Origin of the sequence: Arthrobacter sp. 2YAF22_2, assembly GCF_052114645.1 — a bacterium.
In the GTDB taxonomy this organism is placed as follows: domain Bacteria; phylum Actinomycetota; class Actinomycetes; order Actinomycetales; family Micrococcaceae; genus Arthrobacter.
The window spans coordinates 1-1,707 of record NZ_JBFRFD010000647.1; the positions used below are offsets into that span (position 1 = coordinate 1).

1 protein-coding gene and 1 pseudogene are annotated in these 1,707 nt (G+C 71.8%); both read right to left on the minus strand.

Annotated elements, in window-relative coordinates; genetic code table 11:
• Window positions 1-648: pseudogene (locus tag AB4Y86_RS18270) on the minus strand (vWA domain-containing protein); the annotation flags it as partial.
• Window positions 641-1,564 (minus strand): AAA family ATPase, encoded by a 924-nt coding sequence (locus AB4Y86_RS18275; RefSeq protein WP_441403563.1) that lies wholly within the window; start codon window positions 1,562-1,564, stop codon window positions 641-643. The pseudogene AB4Y86_RS18270 and the gene AB4Y86_RS18275, both read right to left, overlap by 8 nt.
• Window positions 1,565-1,707 lie beyond the last annotated feature (143 nt).

Sequence of the window (1,707 nt, forward strand, 5' to 3'; positions counted from 1 at the left end):
GGCCCGGACGTCCAGCCGCGCGCTGCTGTGGGGCGACTTGCGCGTGCGCCGGCTCAGTCGAACGGGTGTTGCCAACAGGATCCGGGCGGCCAGCCGGCGGATCTCGGCGGCTTCCGCCTCGGTGAGCGCGGCAAAATTCATCCCGTGGAGGTGCTCCTCCGCGGAAGCCATCGCCAGCAGGGCCTCACGCTCCGGGGCGGGCCGGTCCCCAGCGTTTTCCCGTCCCGCTGCCACGGCAGGATGCTGCCGTTCGGCGGTGCGGCCCGGCGCGGTCGCGCGCCCGGTGTCAGCCGCGGGGCGGGTGCGCGCCGCATCCGCGGGCGGCGGGGCTGCCGGGACAGCCACAGGTTCGCCGAACTGGCGGTCCAGCGCGGCGGCCTGATCGAAGCCGCCCCGGAAGACGGCGCCGAACACGGCGTCGAATGCCGGCAGCTGCTCACGGCTGGAGACCAGGACCACCCGCAAGGTCCAGTAAAGCCGTTCCAGGTCCATCGGCGGGACCAGCCGGAGTGCCACCGCCAGCCGGGCCGCCCGGTCGGGGGAGCACGAGACACCGGCGCCGCGCAGCGCTGTGATGAAGGCCGCGGCGAGCGAGGCGGCCTCGACGAACGGCCGCGAGGACTGCGGCTGCAGTGTCGGTTCAGTCATTGGTGCCGCCCACCAGCCAGGCCGCCCCCCGGGAGCCCACCAGTTCCAGGTCGTCGCGGTTTTTCACGATCGACCCCCAGGTCTGTTCGGCCGTCGCGGCGTCGATCTGTTCGATGCCGAGCACTGCGAGCGCCGAGACCCAGTCGATCGCCTCGGAAATCCCGGGCGGCTTGGCCAGGTCCAGGGTCCGCAGCCGAGTGATGACCGCGGCGGCCTGCAACGCCAGCGGGCCGCTGCTGGCCGGCACCCGGCGCTGCACGATCTCGGCGATCCGGGCAGGCCCGGGATAGTCGATCCAGTGGTAGAGGCAGCGGCGGGTCAGTGCGTCGTGGAGGTCCCGGGTGCGGTTGGAGGTCAGCACGACGATGGGCGGATGGGTGGCGCGGATGGTGCCGAGTTCGGGGATGGTGACCGAGGCTTCTGCGAGCAGCTCAAAGGTGAATGCCTCGAACTCCGCATCGGCCCGGTCGATCTCGTCCAGCAGCAGCACGGCCGGACGCGGCCCCGGGTGCTCGATGGCCTGCAGCAGCGGCCGGCGCAGCAGGTACTGGGGGCCGAACAGTTCGGCTTCGCTGACCTGCGCGTCCCGGGCCTCGGCCAGCCGGATGCCCAGCAGCTGGCGTTGGTGGTTCCACTCGTAGAGGGCTTCGCCGGCGTCGATCCCCTCGTAGCACTGCAGCCGGTACAGCGGGGTGTCCAGCAGCCGGGCCAGGGTCTTTGCTGCTTCCGTCTTGCCCACCCCGGCCTCACCCTCCAACAGGATGGGTTGCGGCAGCCGCACCGCGAGGAAGAGTGCGGTGGCGAGCCCGGCATCGGCCAGGTAGTCGTGCTTGTCCAACTCGGTCATCAGGGCGGCCACGTCGGGGATCCGCCGTTGCACCTCTTCTTCGGCTCCCGTCCGGGCGGCCGTGTTCACCCGGCCTCCTGCAAGGCGGCGAGCACCCGCCGGTAGTCATCCTCGGTGTCGACGTCGAGGGGGACCGGACCGGGCGTGGGCACCTCGACGACGTCGTCCGACCGCTGCTCCAATAGCTTCCACACGGCCTTGTCCCCGTGCAG